Source organism: Candidatus Rokuibacteriota bacterium (assembly GCA_016188005.1).
Classification (GTDB): Bacteria; Methylomirabilota; Methylomirabilia; order Rokubacteriales; family CSP1-6; genus UBA12499.
Map to the genome: position 1 here is coordinate 22,084 of JACPIQ010000139.1, position 17,313 is coordinate 39,396.

Genomic DNA, 17,313 nt, shown 5'->3' on the forward strand with positions numbered 1-17,313 from the left:
GCACCCCGGCGCTCCGGAAGTGCCCGATTCGACTGGTGGGCCGTCAAGGACTCGAACCTTGGACCCGCTGATTAAGAGTCAGCTGCTCTACCAACTGAGCTAACGGCCCACATTCGCTGCCAGCGGCGACGACGGCGGCGACCACCACGCCCACCGGGTGCTACCGAGAGGTGGTGCGCCCAAGAGGATTCGAACCTCTGACCTTTAGCTCCGGAGGCTAACGCTCTATCCAGCTGAGCTATGGGCGCCCCTGTTGCCCGATCCGTCAGGGATTGGGGTGACCGAAGGGAATCGAACCCTCAACCCCTGGAGCCACAGTCCAGTGCTCTAACCAATTGAGCTACGGTCACCGTCCCGGGACGACAGCCGAGCCCTCATCCTATCCCAGCCCCCGGGCACGGTCAACCGCCGGAGCGGGCTCCGCCGGCTCCGCCGCCGGGAGGCTGGCCGTCGAGCGCCTGCCGCATGGCCCGGAGCCCGGCCTCGGGGGACCGGAGCGGCGTCTGGAGCCCGGCGCGGGCCTTGGCGATGCTGAGCCCCGCGCGCAAGGGGCGCGGGGCCTTCTGGCCGAGGTCCGCCGTGCTGACGGCGGTGAGGCGCGAGGGGTCCAGCTCGAAGATGCGGCAGGCCAGAAGCGCGAAGGCGTGGCGGTCGAGCACGCCGTCGCCCGCCAGGTGATAGACGCCGCGCAGATCCCGCTCGCAGCACTCGACGCTGGCCTGGGCCAGGTCGGCGTTGTAGGTGGGGCTCGAGACCTGGTCGGCGGGGATGCGCATGCCCTGGCCGCTCCGGCAGTTGCGGAGGAGCTGGTAGACGAAGTTCTTCTCCTGCCTGTCTGGGCCGTAGACGACGGTGGTCCGCACGACCAGCGCCCGCGGCAGCGCGGCCAGGAGGGCCTGTTCCCCTTCCCACTTGGAGCGCCCGTACTCGGAGAGCGGGTGGGCCGGATCGTCCTCGGCATAGGGGCCAGCCGTGCCATCGAAGACGTACTCGGTCGAGTAGTAGACGAAGCCCGCGCCGAGCCGCTGGCCCATGCGGGCCGCGAGAAGCGGCCCGTCGCGGTTGATGGCGCGGGCCTCGTCGGGATGGTCCTCGCAGTAGTCCACGTGGGTGAGGCCGGCGGGGCAGAGGATCCAGTCGGGCTTGATGAAGAAGATGGCGTGCTCGACGGCGCGCGCATCCGTGATGTCGAGCGGCCAGCACCCCTCGACCGGATGTCGCGCATAGGTCCCGGTCGCCTCGTGTCCCCGGGCGCGGAGGGCCTCGAGAAGGGCCGCGCCCACCTGGCCCGAAGCGCCGATGACGAGGGCGCGCATCAGCCGCTCCTCCTTCGGGTGGAGAGCACGCTGACGGCATGGTGCGCCCCACGGCTGCTCGCTTGCGTCATGGACAGGGGAGAGTCTACACTCGGCGCGCGATGCGCGACCGTTCTTTCCTCTCGCGGCTCGCGGGCGGGCCGCGCGCGTGGCGTGTCTCACGCCGGGGCGGCTGCTGAGCATGCGGCGCGGAGGGGCCCCACGCGTGCCGGCCTCCGTCCTCGCCGCGGGCCTGGCCGTCGCCATGGTCGCGGCGGGCGTGGGGACTGCAGCAGCGCAGTCGCGGGTCGGGCTCCAGGGACTGAGGCGCGTGGCGCTCGAGATCATCATGGCGCCGGATCACCCGCTGCTCGATCCCGGGGCGCTGGAGCAGCGGCTGGAGGCGTTCTTGCTGACCGGCGCCAGCGCGCCCAGGCTGGACCCTGAGAGTCTCGACCGGATCCGGCTGACGGTGGCGGTGCGCCAGTACTCGGGCTCCGAGCTGCGCGGCTTCTATCTCCCCTTCTCGGGCCTCTACGGGATCGGCAGCGTGAGGCTCTCGGTGGAGCGCCTGGCGACGATCCCCGGGCTCGCGGCGCCCATCCCCGCTGTGGTCTGGCAGCAGGAGCGCCAGGCGCGGGGGCCCTGGCATCGCTCGGCGGCCGAGATCATGGCGCTCGTGGAGGAGCTGGCCGCCGCCCTCGTCGAGGATGTCAGCGGGGGGCGGCAGTGAGCCCCTCGCGGCGCCCGCAGCGCGGGGCCCTCTAGCGTGTCGCGACGGCTCGGCTACACGCTGCCGCCGGCGCTCCGGGCGGAGCTCTCGCAGCAGGATCTCGCCTCGCGGCTCGGGCTGGCCATCCCGCTCGTGACGCTGGACGAGGAGGGGCGCCCTCACCCGATGCTCCTGTCCCATGTCGAGGTTCTGGCGCTGGGGCCGGAGACGATCCGCATCGTCATCGCCGCGGGAAGCCGGAGCGCCGCCAACCTCGCCGCGCGGGGACATGCCACGCTGCTCCTGATCGAGCCCGCGCACACTTTCTACGTGAAGGCGACGGCCACCGGGGGGCCGCTGGCCCTGGGCGGGCTCGCGCGCTTCGAGCTCACCGTGACCGAGGTGCTGGAGGACGCGCCGGCGGCCTGGGAAGAGGGGCTCGCGGTGACGGGCGGGATCACCTATGCGCCGGTGCCCGCGCTGGATGCCGCATGGGTCAGGGAGACGCTGGCCGCGCTCAGGGCCGAGCCCGGCTCGTGACCGATCCTTCCCTCGCCCTCCTCGCCGCCGTCGCGGCGGGGGCGGCCCTCCTGGTGGGCTTTCTCAAGACGAGCGTGGGGGGCGGCATCGGGCTCGCCCTCACTCCGCTCATGACGCTCGTGCTGCCCGCCCCTGCTGTCCTCGGGCTCCTCACCGTCATGCTGTGCCTGGGAGACCCGCCCTCGCTCTACTACTACTGGCTCCAGTGGGATCGGCGCCAGCTGAGGCTCCTCCTGCCCACCGTCCTGGTGGGAATCCTCGCGGGGGGCTGGCTCCTGGCCGGCCAGCCGGAGCTCAGGCTGAGGCACCTCATCGGAGGCAGCGCGCTGCTCCTCGCCCTGCTCCAGTTCGGCCTCATCCTGGCGCGCCGCGGCCCCTCGGCGGCCCGGGCGCCCTGGCCCGTGGGCGCCGGCGTCGGGCTGGCCGGCGGGATCGCCTCCGCGGTGGCGCACTCGGGAGGGATCGTGATCGGGCCCTATCTGGCGGGGCTCGGGCTCTCCAATGCGGCGGTGGTGGGAACGGGCTCGGCGGTGGTGGCGGTCTCCAATCTGCTGAAGCTCGCCACGTACTGGCAGATCGGCTTCTTGAGCTGGCGGCTGGTCGGCCTGGCCGTGGTGACGACGCCGCTCCTCTACCTGGGCTCCGGGCTCGGCTACAGGCTCAATGCCGTGATCCCGCGCCGCCTCTTCGCGCTCGTGCTGATCGGCATCGCCATCGCGGGCTCCCTCAAGCTCCTCGCCAGCTAGGGGTCAGGTCTTGCAATTCAACACGTAGCTCCCGCCCCAGCGCTGTTGCGCTCCCAGCGGAACCCGATGACCAGCGCCCTGGCCCGCCTGCCGATGTTGGACTGGCCCGCCCCCCTGCCAATGTTGGAATGCAAGACCTGACCCCTAGACGTCGAGGAGGTCGGCGCCAACGATTATGGGGCCCGCGTAGCGGGCGGCCGCGGCCTCGGACAGCTCCTCGGCCGTGGAGGCCGGCATGAGGTGGTTCAGGACGAGCGTCCTCGCTCGCGCCTCGGCGGCGATGCGGCCGACCTCGTCCGGCGGGGTGTGATAGGACTGCAGGTCGCGGATCTTCGCCTCGAGCGTCGGCCAGCCGCAGCCCGGGAACCAGCCGGTCTTCGACATGTCGCAGCACTCGTGGATGAGACAGTCCACGCCCTGGCTCCGGCGCACGAGGTTCTCCGAGGGGCGCGTGTCTCCCGAGATCACCACGCTCCGGCCGCCCCCGTCGAAGCGGAAGCCGAAGGCGGGCCGCACGGGGTCATGCTCGACCAGGAAGGCCGAGACCCTCACCCCGCCCGTCTCCATGATCTTCCCCTCCTCGATCTCGGTGACGCGCACCTCGGGCGGCTGCCTGTCGTGCATGTGGGCGCGGCGCACGTCGATGTCCCAGGAGAGGTAGGCGAGGAGCAGCTCCACCTGCTTCCGCGTGCCCGCCGGCCCCCAGATCTCCCAGGGGGCGTTCTGGCCGACGATCCACCGCGTGATCAGGAGATGGCCGAGGTCGATGGTGTGATCGGAGTGGTGATGGGTGATCAGGAGCCGCGGCCAGTCATGGGCGTGCACCCCGGCCCGCACGAGCTGATGGCCGACGCCAGACCCGGCGTCCACCAGGAATCGCTCCTGCCCCAGCTCGATCAGGGTGGCCGGCCCGTGGCGCTCGGGATTGGGCGGAGGCGAGCCCGTGCCGAGGAGGAGGGCACGCATCGGGACGAGCTCAGCGGGCCAGGGGGCGGGTGAGCTGCACCTCGAAGCGGTCGTCCACGCGCTCGATCTGCCGGCCGCCGGAGAGGAAGAACCGCGCCACCTGCTCCTGGGCGGCTCGTCCGATGGCCGAGACCTCCGGGAACAGGGTCCAGAGGAGGAAGCCGTGCGGGTTCCTGAAGCGCGGGGGCAAGGCCGCCATCACCTTGTCGTGGCGGTAGACGCTCGACTGGAGATGGAGGTCGCCGGCGCGCAGGATGTTCTCCGTGGTGGGGTTGGGCACGGTGAGGTCGCCCACGGCCCACTGGTAGAAGACGGCCTTGGGCGAAAGCCCCGGCAGCGGCACGTGGCGCAGGTAGGGGGCGAAGGCCACGGGATCGGCCGACTGGGAGAGCCACTCGACGCGGGCGAAGTAGGCCTGGATGTCCAGCGCCCCCGGCAGCGGCGAGCGCACCGGCGGCTCGCCGAAGAGCGGGATGAACTCGTAGAAGTCCCTGGCGCCGTTCATGAGCGCCGGGTTGCGCGACTGGAGCGCCGCCGCCACCCGCGGCCTGAACACAGCGGCCTGACGGGCGATCTCCACGATGGGCCCGCCGGGGACGCCGAGCACCCCGACGCGGAGTGCCGGCTCCACGGCCATGAGGAGCGTGCCGTAGATCCCACCGAAGGAGTGGCCGAAGTAGAAGGCGCGCTGGGGGTCGAGATCGGAGCGGCCGTCGCCGTCCACGTCCACGCCGCGGCGGAGCGCGCGGACCAGCGTCATGAGATCGGCCACAGTTTGCCGGAGTCCGTCACGGTTCGAGATGGCGGCCAGCGGCCCCGGAGACCGCGTGCTGACGCCCTCGCTGGGCTCGATCTTGCCATCGCCGTCGAGGTCCAGTCCGCGCCCGCCCGCGGGGAGCGTCACCACCGCCCCCCCGGCGCGCTTCACGGTCAGCGTCCCGGCGGCGCCCCCGCCATGCCCTACCACGTTGATGGCGACGGTGGCGAAGCCGTTCCGGGCCATGGTCGCCGCCACCGCCATGGGCACGAGGTGCCGGTCATTGGTGAAGCCGTGGCCGAAGATCGCCACGGGCCAGCCGGCGACAGGCATCTCCCCCCGCGGCAGGTAGAGGGTGACGTGAATCTCCTCCTCGCCCGACGGGCGGGGGGCGCCATCGCGCGTGGGCGTGGACGGGATGTGGCGGTCAGGACTCAGGAAGGACGGGCTCCTGTAGCTCCCGAAGGCGATCGCCCGGATCTCCGAGGCGGGGACCAGGGCCAGCGGCAGCCGCGCCGGGGCGCCGAGGGGCCCCGTCACCGCCGTCTGGCGCTGCCACTCGAGAGCCTGGATCTCGGCGCGCGCGTACACCGAGCGGCCGCCGCCGGGCTCCAGCGTGAAGCGCAGCTCCGAGGGCGGGCGGGCCTCCACCACGGCGCGGATGCGCTGGAGGTCCGCCGTCACCGACTGGGTGGTGAAGAGCGTGAGCGCCACGACCTCGCGACGCTTGACGCCGGCGCCCGCGAGCGCTGTCCAGAGCTGCTGCTCCACCGAGGCGCCGTCGGCCGCAGCCTCGCGCGGGGTGATCTGGGCGGGGTCGGCGCGCAGCGGCCGGTTGTCCTCGTCCACGACGCGGGAGGTCACGACCAGCGCGTAGCGGCGGGACTGGAGCAGTGCCCGCTCGGGGCGCGCGTAGAGGGTGCGGCTCTCGCTGTCCCAGACGAATTGCCCGAGCCCCACGGGAGAGGGCAAGGGCTCGGTCCAGAGCGGGAGGATGAAGGCGCTGTCGCGCGTCACGCTGTCGAGCGTGATGGGCGCCGAGAAGCGCAGCGCCACGCGGGGGTGGACGCTGAAGCCGTCGAGCTGGTTCAGCAGCCGCACCTCGTCGCAGCCCGACGGGTCGGCCGCGCAGGAGGGCAGCGGGAGCGCCACGCGGCGCCCCGTGAGCTGGGCGGGATCGGCCACGGTGAGGCGGTCGCTGGGGAACAGCGCCGCGACCTCGGTGGCCGGCGCCGGCGCCGCCCTGAGGCCGAGCGCCAGCACGAGAGCCGCCGCCAGGAGCCCGGCGGGGCGCGCCGTCACGGGTGAGGGCTGGGAGGCGCCGGCGAGCGGCGCGGCCCACGCGGAGTGCTCGGACCCTGGTACGCTCCCACCGTGACGGCGAGATCCTGCTCCTTGCCCGCACGCATGACCTTGAGCGTGACGGTGCGGCCCACGGGGGTGCTCGAGATGATGCGCTGCAGGTCACGCGGCCCCTCGAGCAGCGTGCCGTCCACGGCAAGCACCACGTCGTCGGCCTTGACGCCGCCCTGATCGGCGGGCTGACCGGCCACCACCTGGCGAATGAGGACCCCGCGCGGCTCGGAGAGACCGTACTTGGGCGCCTGGTCCTCGTCCACCTCGGTGATGCTGACCCCCAGCCAGCCCCACTCCACCTTGCCCTTCAGGGCGAGCTGGGGCAGGAGGCCCTTGACCAGGTTCACCGGGATGGCGAAGCCGATGGAGCCATTGCGCGCCGCCATGCTGTTCACGCCCACGACCTCGCCGGCCATGTTGACCAGCGGGCCGCCGGAATTGCCCGGGTTCACCGCGGCATCGGTCTGGATGAAGTCGAAGCCCGGGGCGGCCACCTGGAGCGGCGCCCCCTTGCGGCTCACGATGCCGAAGGACACTGTCTGCTCGAGGCCGAAGGGGTGGCCCAGGGCGAGGACGAATTCGCCCACGCGCAGGCGATTGGAGTCTCCCAGCCCCGCCACGGGCAGCCCCGTGGCCTCGACCTTCACCAGCGCCAGGTCCACGCGATTGTCCTGGCCGATGAGCCGGGCGTCGAAGCGCCGGCCGTCGGCCAGGCGCACCTGGATGCGCTCGGCGTCGGCCACGACATGGGCATTGGTCACGATGTAGCCGTCCTGGCGGATGACGAAGCCCGAGCCCGAGGTGCGCCGCGGCTCATCGGGGGTGGGATGGGGGCTCGGCTCCTCGGCCTGCGCATCGGCCTGACGGCGCACGCGCACCTGGACCAGCGCGGGCTTGAGCCGCTCGGACAGCGCGTGCATGAGCTCGTTGAGCCGGGCGAGCTCGGAGGGAACGCTGGCCCCCTGGCTCTCCGTCCAGAGGGGCTCCGCCGCCGCGGGCCGCGCGGCGTCCATCGGCAGGAGCCCGCAGAGCGCGAGCGCGATGAGGGCGGTGTGGAGCCGTCGCCAGGTCGTCATCAGCATGGGGGGCCTCCTCTCGAGTCCGGGCCAGTATACCGCCCGGCGCAACTCCGCGCCGCCCGGGCTTGGGCCTACCGGCTCACCTCGCGGATCAGATGGCCCAGCTCGGGAAGGATGAGCTTCTCGAGCGCGAGCCGGCAGGCATCGGGCGATCCGGGGAGCGAGAAGAGGAGCCGCCGCTTGACCACGCCGGCCTGGGCGCGGGAGAGCATGGCGGCGGCGCCGATCTCCCCATAGGAGAGCATGCGGAAGAGCTCGCCGAAGCCGGTGAGGCGCTTGTCGAGGAGCGCCTCCACCGCCTCGAAGGTGGCATCCCGCGAGGTGATGCCGGTGCCGCCCGTCATGATGAAGGCCTGGACGCGCGGATCGGCGCATCCCGCCGCCACCACGGCCGCCACCCGGGTGGGCTCGTCCCGGACTATGGCCCGCCCGATGACCTCGTGGCCAGCCGCCGTCAGGAGATCGCGGATCAGGGCCCCGCTCGTGTCGGTCTCGTGGGTCTTGCTGTCCGAGACCGTGAGCACGAAGCAGCCGACAGAGCGCGGGGCCGAGCCCCTGTGCTCCCTCGGGACAGCATCTTTCACCTGGGGCGGGCACCCGGGCTGACTCTCACCGGGCACGGGCACCCGGGCTGTCGCCCGCCCGTGCCCGACGGGATCCCCCGCGTGGTTGGTCACCGCGCGGTCTCCGCTGCCGTCACCGGATTCACGCTCGGTCATTCCCTGGCTCTCCGTGAGGCGGAGTCCGCCCCGTAGGCCTCGTCGAGCAGCTCGACGATGTGCATCACGCGCGTGGAGACCCCGCTCGCCGCGAGGCCCTGGCTGATCTGGATGATGCAGCCGGGGTTCGCCGTCACCAGGACCTGCGCCCCGGTGGCGCGGATATGGGCGACCTTCCGATCCTGGAGCCGGCGGGCCATCTCGGGCTGGGTCAGGTTGTAGGTGCCGGCCGAGCCGCAGCACCAGTCGGCCTCCTTCAATTCCACGAGGCGGAGTCCGGGGATCTGGCTCAAGAGCGCGCGCGGCTCCTTCCTGAGCCTCTGGCCATGGATCACGTGGCAGGGGTCGTGGTAGGTCACGAGGCGCTCCACGGGCCGGAGCGGCCCGCGAAGAGGCTGCCCGGCCAGGAACTCGGAGACGTCTCTGACGCCCGCCGCGAAGCGCGCGGCGCGCTCGCGCCAGACCGGATCGTCAGCCAGGAGCATCCCGTAGCTCTTCATGTGGGCACCGCACCCGGAGGTGTTGGCGATCACCTCCGCCACACCCGAGGACTCGAAGGCCTCGATGGTTCGCCGGGCGAGATCCCGGGCCAGTGCCGCCTCCCCCGCATGGGCGTGGAGCGCTCCGCAGCAGGACTGGGCGCGGGGGGCCACGACCTCGGCGCCGTTCAGCGTCAGCACCCGCGCGGTGGCCCGGTTCTGAGGGCCGAAGGCCACCTGCTGGATGCATCCGGTGAGGAGCCCCACGCGGGCCCGCTGCGCTCCCACGGCCGGCGTCACCTCGGGCAGCGGTGCCCTGTCGGCGGCGGGCGGCAACGTCGGCAGGAGCGGCTCCCAGGCCGGCAGCGGAGCGGGCAAGAGGCGCAGGAGTCCCGAGGCGCGGGCGAAGCGCTGGAGGCCGCTCACCTGGTAGAAGCGTAGCCCCGCGGCGGCGAGTGCCAGCAGCCGGGGATGGGGCAGCAGCACGGCGAAGTTGAGCCAGCGAAAGAGCCGGCGCGCAGGGCCCCCCGGGCGCTGGCGCTCGACCTCGGCCCGGGCCGCCTCGATCAGCTGGCCATAGGGCACCCCGGAGGGGCAGACGGTCTCGCAGGCGCGGCAGCCGAGGCAGAGATCCAGATGGGCTCGGGTCGAGGCGGAGAGCTCGATGCGTCCCTCGGCGAGCGACTTGATCAGGACGATGCGGCCGCGCGGGGAGTCCATCTCCGTGCCGAGCTCGGCGAAGGTGGGGCAGGAGGCCAGGCAGAGCCCGCAATGGACGCAGCGGTTCACGCCGTCGACATCGTGGCCGTGGAGAGCGAGCTGGTCCATTATCATGGGGGCGGGCACCCGGGCCGGGGGCCCGCCCGCCCCTGGCGGCGACTCCACGTTCATGCCGTGGGTCATGGGCTCAGATGCCTCCGACGAAGCGGCCGGGGTTGAGAATGCCCCGCGGATCCAGCTCGGCCTTGATCTGCTTCATGATGCGCTGCGCTGGGCCGGGGGTGTCCCACACCGAGATGCGCTCCTTCACCGCGAGTGGCGCCCACTCGACCAGGGCATGCCCGCCCGAGGCGTTGACGAGGGCGCGCCACTCGCCGAGCGTCTCCGCCACGCGCTGGGCCCCAGCGCCAGCCGCCCCGAGCGCTGCCGACACCATCCCGACTCCGGCATGGGCGGACAGGGCTGCCCTGAGCCCCCTCCGCCGCGCGATCTCCCCGCCCCGCTCCATGAGCTCCGGGACCTGAGTGGGGAGCACGCCCCAGCTCATCCCGGCGCTGCCCTCGGGAAAGACCGCGGGGGCCATCCTGCCGAGGAGGCGCCAGGCCTGATCCCGCTCCTCGCCGTCGAGCAGCCGCCAGTCGCGGAGCCCGCAGTCCTTCAGCAGCCGCGTCAGCTCGGCGCATTGCCACTCGACCTGCTCGGCGAGGCCGTCCACCCCCACCAGGAGCGCCGCGCCATCGGAGCCGGCCTCGCCGTCGAGAGCGCGAAGGACTTCCGCATCCGCCAGCTCCAGCGCCGAGGGCACGAGGTCCGAGGCCATCACTGCCCGCACCCCGCTGCCGGCCTCGCCGAGGGTCCCGAAGCGGGCGATGACCAGTCGATCGCAGTCGGGCCGGGGGCGGAGCTTCATGGTGGCCTCCACGATGACGCCGAGCGTCCCGAAGGAGCCGATGACGAGCTTGGGGAGATCGTAGCCGGCGACGTTCTTCACCACCTTGCCGCCGCCGCGGACGATGGTTCCGTCGGCCAGCACCATGGTGAGACCGATCAGGAGGTCTCGGGCCGTCCCGTAGAGGTGGCGCCGCGGCCCCGAGGCATTGCTGGCGAGGATGCCGCCCACGGTGGCGCGCGAGGCCTCCGGCGGATCCAGCGAGAGCCACTGGCCGCGCCGCCCGAGCGCGGCCTGCAAGGCCTCGACCGTCATTCCGGCTTCCACCGTCGCCGTGAGATCGCCCGGCTCATGCTCCACGAGGCGCGCGAGGCGCCCGAGCCCCAGCACGAGCCCGGGATGCGCCGGCGGAGCGCCGAGCCCCATGCGCGTGCCCCCCCCCCATGGCGTCACGGGCACGCCGCCGTCGGCCGCCATGGCCAGCACCGCGGCGACCTCCTCCTTCGCGCCCGGGAAGACGGCCAGCTCCGGTGTGCGCCCCTCGATGACATAGGGGGCGCAGGCGGCGCCGCTGAGGACATGCGGGGCCCCGACGATCTCGGCGAGCCTCTGGCTGAGCGGCGAGGGCACGCGGCAGTGGCGGGGCCCGCGGGCGCTAGAAGCGCTGGGCGAGGCCCTTTTCTTCGAGAGGGTGGAGACGATAGGCGAGCCCGGCCTCGGCGCAGGCCTTTCGGCTCGGAAAGATCTTGCCCGGGTTGCAGAGCCCGGTGGGGTTGAAGGCGCGCTTGACGCGCGCCATGCAGTCGAGATCCGCCCCGGAGAAGACCAGCGGCATGTAGTCCATCTTCTCGAGCCCGATGCCGTGCTCGCCGGAGATGGAGCCGCCCACCTCGGCGCAGACCTTGAGGATCTCGCCGCCGGCGGCCACCACTCGCGCCTCCTCGCCGGGCTTGCGCGGGTCATAGAGGATATTCGGGTGGAGATTGCCGTCGCCGGCGTGAAAGACGTTGCCGACGCGGAGCCCGTGGGCCGCCACGATCTCGTTCACGCGCCGGAGGACCTGGGGGAGCTTCGTGCGCGGGATCACCCCGTCCATGACGAGATAGGCCGGCGAGATGCGCCCATAGGCGCCGAAGGCCGACTTGCGCCCCTTCCAGAGGAGCTGGCGTTCGGCCTCGTCGCGCGCCAGCCTCACCTCGCGCGCGCCCGTCTCCCGGCAGGCGGCGACGACCCGGGCCGCCTGCTCGTCCATCCCCGCGGCGAGACCGTCCATCTCGATGAGGAGTGCGGCGGCGGCATCGCGCGGGTAGCCGCAGCCGAAGGCGTCCTCCACCGCCTGTATCGTCAGCTGGTCGATCATCTCCATGGCCGCGGGGATGAGCCCGCGGGCGATGATGGCCGACACCGCCTCGGAGGCCTGGTCGATCTCGTCGAACACCGCCAGCACGGTGCGCACCGCCTGCGGCTGTCTCAGGATGCGCACGACGATCTTGGTGGCGATGCCGAAGGTGCCCTCCGAGCCTACGAAGAGGCCGGCGAGGTCATAGCCCTGGGGGTCGCGCCGCCTGCCTCCGAGCCAGACGATCTCGCCATCGGGCAGCACCACCTCGAGCCCCAGCACGTGGTTCGTGGTGACGCCGTACTTGAGGGTGTGGGGGCCGCCCGAGTTGTTGGCGATGTTGCCGCCGATGGTGCAGGCCTGCTGGCTCGAGGGATCCGGGGCATAGTAGAAACCGCGCGGGCCCACGGCCCACGAGAGGTGGAGGTTCACGCACCCCGGCTCCACCACGGCGAGCTGATTGTCGTAGTCCACCTCGAGGACGCGGTGCATCCGCATGAGCGAGATGACGAGCCCCCCCTCGGCCGGCAGGCACCCCCCGGACAGCCCCGTCCCGGCCCCGCGCGCCACGAAGGGCATCCCCTCGCGCTGGGCGAGCCGGACCAGGCCGGAGACGTGCTCGGCCGTGCGGGGAAAGACGACGAAGTCGGCCCGCGCGCGGAAGAGCGTGAGCCCGTCGGACTCGTAGACCATCAACTCGTCGGGGTCCGAGAGCACGGAGCCCGCTCCCAGGAAGGCTTCCATCTCCCTGCGGAGGGATTGCTTCCGGGCCTCCGTCAGCGCCGCCATGGCCGAAGTATACCGCTACAGCTCCCAGGGGGGCTCGATGCCGAGCGGCAGCTCGAGCACCGTGGGCCCGGGCCTCGAGAGCGCCGTGTCGAGGGCCCGCGGCAGGTCGTCCAGCCTCGCCACGCGCTCTCCCGCGGCGCCGAAGGCGCGGGCCAGGGCCGGGAAGTCCGGGTTGGACAGATCGGCCTCGCCCCAGCGGCCGAACATCGCCTCCTGGAGATACTTGATGGCGCCGTAGCGGTCATCGTTCAGGACGAGGAAGACGACGCCCAGGCCGTACTTCACCGCCGTCGCCAGCTCGTTCACCGAGAAGAGGAAGCCGCCATCCCCCACCACCGCGATCACCTGTCTGCCCGGGTGGGCGACCTTGGCGCCGATGGCCGCCGGCACGCCATAGCCGAGCGTGGCCGAGCCCACGGGATAGAGGAAGGTGCGGGGGGCCAGCACAGGGAAATGCCACTCCATCCAGTAATTGATCCCCGTCTGATCGCTCACCACGATGGCGTCGCGCGCGAGCCCTGCTCGCAGGAGGCGGATGAGGCGGTCCGCCTCGGCTGAGTAGCGCGGCGACCGCGCCGCCCTGAGCCCCGCCAGCCATGACGGCTCCCAGCCGGTCTCGGCCCTTCCCTCTCCGAGGGCCTCCACAAGGGCGCCGAGGCCGTCCCGCGCATCGCCCACGATGGCGAGGCTCGGCGTGAAGATCTTCCCGGGCACGCTCGGGTCCAGGTCGAGGTGGATCAGCGTCTGCTCTGCGGTGAAGGACAGGTTCAGGAGCAGCCCCTGAGTCGAGCGATGGGCGAAGCGACAGCCCACGGCCAGCACCACATCCGCCATGGCCAGCGCGGGGCCGGAGACGAGCTTGTTGGGCAGGACGCCGAGCCAGCAGGGATCGCTGTCGGGGACAGCGCCCCGTCCCATCACCGTCGTGATGACGGGGGCCCCGAGCCGCCGTGCGAGGGCGCCCAGTGCCCCGCCCGCCTCGGCCGCGATGACGCCACCCCCGGCGATGATGGCCGGCCGCCTCGCGCGGCGCAGCAGGTCGGCGGCGCGCGCGATCAGCGCCCTGTCGCAGCCGGGGCGGGAGCCCGTCGGCGCGGCGATCCGCCCCTCCGTCCTCGCCGTCAGGAGATCGAAGGGCACGGACAGCGCCACAGGACCCGGGCGCTGGCTCCTGAAGAGCTGGAAGGCGCGCTGCACGGTCTCGGCGATGGCACCCCCGTCCTTGATCGTCTCGGCCCAGCGCGCGACTGGCCTGAAGCAGTCGATCTGGTTCGGCACCTCGTGAAGCGCGCCGAGGTCGCGGCCGATGAGGGCCAGCGGGATGTCGGACATGAGGACCAGCACCGGCTGCGATCCCGCCCAGGACTCCACCAGCGGCGTCAGCGTGTTGGTGGCCCCTGGGCCGCTGGTGACCACGACCACGCCCGGGCGGCCCGAGGCCCGCGCGTAGCCGTCGGCCATGAAGGCCGCGCCTTGCTCGTGGCGGGCGAGGACGTGGGTGATGTCCGGCTGGCCGAGCAGGGCGTCGTAGATGGCGAGATTGTGGACGCCGGGAATGCCGAAGACATGGCGGACGCCCTCGGCCCTGAGCGCCCGGACCACCCACTCACCGCCTGTGCTGTGGTCGGCGACTGGCATCCTATGCGCAGGCCGCGACGCTGGTGTGAGCGAGGAGAGTGGCTCCCCGAGTAGGACTCGAACCTACAACCCTCCGGTTAACAGCCGGATGCTCTACCATTGAGCTATCGGGGAATGCCGGACCGCGGGGCGCCGGAGCCTCTTTTTTCTTAGCACAGGCCCGGGGAATCTCCAAGCCGGGGCGCTCCGTCATTGGTGGGCGCCCGGCGCCCCGCCCTCCTCGAGCTGGGCGGCGTAGAGCCGCATGCGCTCCTCGTAGGCCGACTCCCCGGGGCGCGCGCCCATGCCCGGCCGCCGGCGCATCGCCCGGTCCTTCCGCCCCTGCATCACCACGTCCATCAGCTCCGCCAGGAACCAGCAGCCGAAGCAGATCGCGCCGGACCAGAGCAGGATCGTCAGGATCACGGACTGTGTGGGGTCTATCGCATTTCCCTCCGGCCCTCGAGGGCCTTCGACAGCGTCACCTCGTCCGCGTACTCGAGATCGCCCCCCACGGGGAGCCCCCGGGCGATGCGCGTGACGCGCAGGCCCAGCGGTTTGAGGAGCTTGGCCAGATAGATCGCAGTGGCTTCGCCCTCCACGCTCGGGTTCGTCGCCAGGATCACCTCTTCGACCGCCTGCCCCTCGAGCCGCGCCAGGAGCTCCCGCACCTTGATGTCCTCGGGCCCGATGCCGTCCAGCGGCGAGAGCGCCCCGAGGAGCACGTGGTACCGGCCGCGGAACTCGCCCGTCCGCTCCAGCGCCAGCAGGTCATTGGGCTCCTCCACGACGCAGAGGGCGCGGGACTCGCGCGCCGGATCGCGGCAGATGCGACAGGGGTCCTCCTCCGTGACGTTGAAGCACTCGCGGCAGTGGCGGATGCGCGTCTTGAGCTCCCGCAGGGCCTCGGCGAGCTCGTTCACCTCCTGGGCCGGTCGCTTGAGGAGGAAGAAGGCCTGGCGCTGGGCGGTCTTGGGCCCCACGCCGGGCAGCTTCTGGAAGGCCTCGATCAAGCGGGCCACAGGCTCGGGGTAGTAGGCCATCACATCCCGAGGCCGGGGATCTTGAGTCCGGCGGAGAGCTTCCCCATCTCGGCCTGCATCATCTCCCTGGACTTGCGCAAGGCCTCGTTGCAGGCCGCCAGGACCAGGTCCTCCAGCATCTGGGCATCATCCGGATTGATGACCTCACGGTCGATCTTGATGGAGATGATTTCCTGCTTGCCATTGGCCGCCACCGTGACCATGCCACCGCCGGCCGTGGCCTCCACCCTCTTCTTGGCCGCCTCGGCCTGGATCGCCTCCATCTGGGCCTGGAGCTTCTGGGCTTCCTTCATGAGGTTGCCGAAGCCTTTCACTGGCTCTCTCCTTCCTCGGGGATCCGGGCCTCGGCGGCGCGGGGGCGCACGGCCACGACCTCGCCCCCGAAGGCCGTCAGCACGGCCTGGACGGCGGGGTGCTTGACGGCGCCCGAGCCGGGCGCGTCCTCCTGAGCCACCTCGATCCGGCGGGCGCCCGGCACATGCTGGTGAACGGCCTGGTTGATCAGCTCACGGTTGCTCGGGTCGGCGAGCTGCTGATCGTGGAAGGGATTGGCCGCCATGCTCACCCGGAGCGCCCCATCGCGCACGGCCACGGGGCTGGCGTGCTGGAGGATGGCTCCCAGCAAGGCCTTGCGCCCGAGGATCGCTCCCACCACCCGCTGCCATCCCTCGGCGAGGGCTTCCGCCCCGTCGGAGGCCGGCGGGGCGGCGGCCGTTCGATCCTCCGTCGCCGAGGCGCTCTCGACCGGGGGCTCGGCGCGTGGCGCGGCAGACGCGGCGCGTCCGCTCCCGCCGGAGACTGGCGGGCCCGCCGGCGCGGGAGCGCGCCAGCCAGGCGGCGGGCTCGTGGCCGGCCTGTCGAGCAGGCTCTCCTGCACCACGGGGGGGCGAGAGCCCCCGGCAGCCGCGGCGCCCGCGCGAAGCCGCCGCTCCGCCTCTTCCACCCTGGCGATGAGTGCCTCGATGGCCTGGGGCTGGGGCCGGCGCGTGGCCCGCACGGCCGCGATCTCGAGCTCCACCCGCGGCAGCGGCGAGCGGCGCATCTCGGTCTGCCCCTCGAGGAGCGCCCGGAGCAGATAGAGCAGCTCGTCCACTGACACCCCTGGGGCCGCGGCGGCGAGCTCCTCGGCCTCCCCCGGCCCGCACTCGGCCAGGGAGGCCGCGGGCGCCACCGTCAGCACGAGCAGGCGCCGGGCCGCCTCGGTCGCATCCCGGCAGAAGCCCTCGAGGTCCTCCCCCTGGCGCGCGACACGATCGATGGCCTCGAGCGCCGCCGGCCCGTCACGGGACAGGAGCGCGCCCAGGAAGGCCCGCACCTGGGCCGGTGAGGAGGAGCCGAGCAGGCTCGCCACGCTCGCCGCCTCGAGGCGACCTTCCCCGTAGGCGATGGCCGCGTCCAGGAGCGAGAGCGCATCCCGCAGGCTACCCTCGGCCGCGCGCACCAGGAGCGGCAGCGCCGCCGGCTCGAAGGGCACCTCCTCGCGAGTGAGGATCTCGGTCAGGTGCTCCGTCAGGAGCGGGGGCGGGATCGGCTTGAAGTCGAAGCGCTGGCAGCGCGAGAGCACCGTCGCCGGGATGCGCTTCGGGTCCGTGGTGGCCATGATGAAGACCACGTGCGCCGGTGGCTCCTCGAGCGTCTTGAGGAAGGCGTTGAAGGCGCTCGCCGAGAGCATGTGGATCTCGTCGATGATGTAGATCTTGAAGCGGCCGCGGGCGGGGGCGAACTTGACATTCTCGCGCAGTGTGCGGATGTCATCGATGCCCGTGTTGGAGGCGGCATCGATCTCGAGCACGTCCACCGGGGCCCCCGCGACGAAGTCCTGGCAGGCGGGGCAGGCCCCGCAGGCCTCGGGCCCCGTCCGGGCGGTGCAGCCGAGGGCCTTGGCCAGGAGCCGCGCGGTCGTGGTCTTGCCCACGCCCCGCGGGCCGGTGCAGAGGTAGGCGTGGGCGACCCGGCCGCCCAGGAGCGCATTGCGGAGCGTCCGGGTGACGGCGTCCTGGCCGACGACGGCGTCGAAGCTCTGGGGGCGCCACTTCCTGGCGAGGACCTGATAGGTCATGGGAGCGACCGGATCAAAATGACCGTGCACCCTCAATCGAATCGCTGATCCCGCGATCTCCGCACGAAACCTGCTCCGGCCAGGTACTCCCACGGCACACGGGAGGAGCGCCTTACCGTTGCTCCCTTCCGGGCCTGGCGGGGTTCGACGTGTCCCGTCGCGTGGGGCCCAGCCCTCAACGCCGTCCCGTACGTCTCATTCGACACCA

16 protein-coding genes, 4 tRNA genes and 1 other RNA gene are annotated in these 17,313 nt (G+C 72.2%); 3 read left to right on the forward strand and 18 right to left on the reverse strand.

Translation table 11 applies throughout. The features are described 5' to 3' along the window. Nucleotides 1–33: 33 nt before the first annotated feature. From HYV93_26310 to HYV93_26325, 4 genes are all read right to left on the reverse strand, one after another. Nucleotides 34–109, reverse strand: a tRNA-Lys gene (locus tag HYV93_26310). 62 nt (nt 110–171) lie between these two features. Beyond that, nucleotides 172–248 (reverse strand) — tRNA-Arg (locus HYV93_26315). A 25-nt stretch (nt 249–273) separates the two neighbouring features. Further along, nucleotides 274–350, reverse strand: a tRNA-His gene (locus tag HYV93_26320). A gap of 51 nt (nt 351–401) precedes the next feature. Further along, complete coding sequence (locus HYV93_26325) at nt 402–1,316, reverse strand: SDR family oxidoreductase (protein ID MBI2529488.1); 915 nt, start codon at nt 1,314–1,316, stop codon at nt 402–404. A gap of 205 nt (nt 1,317–1,521) precedes the next feature. Between HYV93_26325 and HYV93_26330 the strand changes: the two genes are divergently transcribed. From HYV93_26330 to HYV93_26340, 3 genes are read left to right on the forward strand one after another with little or no spacing between them, the layout of a single operon-like run. Beyond that, the gene (locus tag HYV93_26330) at nt 1,522–2,028 is read left to right on the forward strand and encodes a hypothetical protein (protein MBI2529489.1); all 507 of its coding nucleotides are present in this window, start codon (nt 1,522–1,524) and stop codon (nt 2,026–2,028) included. 36 nt (nt 2,029–2,064) lie between these two features. Beyond that, nucleotides 2,065–2,547, forward strand: a complete 483-nt coding sequence (locus HYV93_26335; protein MBI2529490.1) for a pyridoxamine 5'-phosphate oxidase family protein — start codon at nt 2,065–2,067, stop codon at nt 2,545–2,547. Continuing rightward, nucleotides 2,544–3,293 (forward strand): sulfite exporter TauE/SafE family protein, encoded by a 750-nt coding sequence (locus tag HYV93_26340; GenBank protein MBI2529491.1) that lies wholly within the window; start codon nt 2,544–2,546, stop codon nt 3,291–3,293. The genes HYV93_26335 and HYV93_26340 overlap by 4 nt, the downstream gene beginning before the upstream one ends. Before the next feature lie 144 nt (nt 3,294–3,437). Here the strand turns inward: HYV93_26340 and HYV93_26345 are convergent, their stop codons facing one another. From HYV93_26345 to ffs, 14 genes are all read right to left on the reverse strand, one after another. Continuing rightward, nucleotides 3,438–4,259 (reverse strand): MBL fold metallo-hydrolase, encoded by an 822-nt coding sequence (locus HYV93_26345; protein ID MBI2529492.1) that lies wholly within the window; start codon nt 4,257–4,259, stop codon nt 3,438–3,440. A gap of 10 nt (nt 4,260–4,269) precedes the next feature. Beyond that, entirely contained in the window at nt 4,270–6,318 is a 2,049-nt protein-coding gene (locus HYV93_26350; protein MBI2529493.1) for a hypothetical protein, read from the reverse strand. After that, entirely contained in the window at nt 6,315–7,454 is a 1,140-nt protein-coding gene (locus HYV93_26355) for a trypsin-like peptidase domain-containing protein (protein ID MBI2529494.1), read from the reverse strand. The genes HYV93_26350 and HYV93_26355 overlap by 4 nt, the downstream gene beginning before the upstream one ends. Before the next feature lie 68 nt (nt 7,455–7,522). Beyond that, the gene (locus tag HYV93_26360; GenBank protein MBI2529495.1) at nt 7,523–8,170 is read right to left on the reverse strand and encodes a molybdenum cofactor biosynthesis protein MoaB; all 648 of its coding nucleotides are present in this window, start codon (nt 8,168–8,170) and stop codon (nt 7,523–7,525) included. Further along, entirely contained in the window at nt 8,167–9,483 is a 1,317-nt protein-coding gene (locus HYV93_26365) for a 4Fe-4S dicluster domain-containing protein (GenBank protein ID MBI2529496.1), read from the reverse strand. Before HYV93_26365 ends, HYV93_26360 begins: the two co-directional genes overlap by 4 nt. Before the next feature lie 73 nt (nt 9,484–9,556). Then, on the reverse strand, nt 9,557–10,888 hold the full coding sequence (locus tag HYV93_26370) for an FAD-binding oxidoreductase (GenBank protein ID MBI2529497.1): 1,332 nt from the start codon (nt 10,886–10,888) through the stop codon (nt 9,557–9,559). 25 nt (nt 10,889–10,913) lie between these two features. Next, entirely contained in the window at nt 10,914–12,386 is a 1,473-nt protein-coding gene (locus HYV93_26375) for an FAD-binding protein (GenBank protein ID MBI2529498.1), read from the reverse strand. 15 nt (nt 12,387–12,401) lie between these two features. Next, nucleotides 12,402–14,024, reverse strand: a complete 1,623-nt coding sequence (locus HYV93_26380) for a thiamine pyrophosphate-binding protein (protein MBI2529499.1) — start codon at nt 14,022–14,024, stop codon at nt 12,402–12,404. A gap of 39 nt (nt 14,025–14,063) precedes the next feature. Next, nucleotides 14,064–14,138, reverse strand: a tRNA-Asn gene (locus HYV93_26385). A 75-nt stretch (nt 14,139–14,213) separates the two neighbouring features. Then, nucleotides 14,214–14,429: a hypothetical protein gene (locus HYV93_26390; protein MBI2529500.1), complete on the reverse strand. Its 216-nt coding sequence runs from the start codon at nt 14,427–14,429 to the stop codon at nt 14,214–14,216. Between the two features lie 14 nt (nt 14,430–14,443). Continuing rightward, nucleotides 14,444–15,046 carry a recombination protein RecR gene (gene recR / locus HYV93_26395; protein ID MBI2529501.1) on the reverse strand — a complete coding sequence of 201 codons (603 nt, stop codon included), beginning with the start codon at nt 15,044–15,046 and terminating at the stop codon, nt 14,444–14,446. After that, nucleotides 15,046–15,339, reverse strand: coding sequence for a YbaB/EbfC family nucleoid-associated protein (locus HYV93_26400; protein ID MBI2529502.1), 294 nt, complete (start codon nt 15,337–15,339; stop codon nt 15,046–15,048). The genes recR and HYV93_26400 overlap by 1 nt, the downstream gene beginning before the upstream one ends. A gap of 17 nt (nt 15,340–15,356) precedes the next feature. Further along, nucleotides 15,357–17,105: a DNA polymerase III subunit gamma/tau gene (dnaX, locus tag HYV93_26405; GenBank protein ID MBI2529503.1), complete on the reverse strand. Its 1,749-nt coding sequence runs from the start codon at nt 17,103–17,105 to the stop codon at nt 15,357–15,359. Between the two features lie 22 nt (nt 17,106–17,127). Next, nucleotides 17,128–17,313, reverse strand: an RNA gene (ffs, locus tag HYV93_26410) — signal recognition particle sRNA large type; the annotation flags it as partial.